General features: G+C 39.1%; 1 protein-coding gene. It reads right to left on the reverse strand.

All coding sequences use genetic code 11. The annotated features are described in order from the left end of the window. Positions 1-363 (reverse strand): DUF7507 domain-containing protein (locus ACXAGJ_RS24735; protein ID WP_474843871.1); only part of this gene is annotated, 363 nt, incomplete at both ends.

Here is a 363-nt window from a genome sequence, read left to right on the forward strand (position 1 = left end):
CCCCACTATCAGAAATATCCATTACATCGTTTCCTATTGGATCTTGTCCAATAACAGTAGCACTATTCATTACTTCACCAAGATTAATATCAGCTTGAGTAAGTACGTATGTAGCAGAAGCTGTCCCCTCTTCTCCTGGTGCTAATGTTGATGGATTAATCGCTAAATTCACGCTTCCAGTTAATGGATCATCTACCGTTATATTATCAATTACAGTATTTCCAGTGTTTGTCACCGTAAATGTATAAGTGATTTCATCTCCAACTTGTGCCCCGTTTACTTCTGCAGTTTTTACTAAAACTAATGACGGAGCAGGAGCTTCAATTACTGTTACCGTAACCGTTGCCGTAGAACAACTTGGTG

Source organism: Aquimarina sp. AWH4_224 (assembly GCF_056160245.1).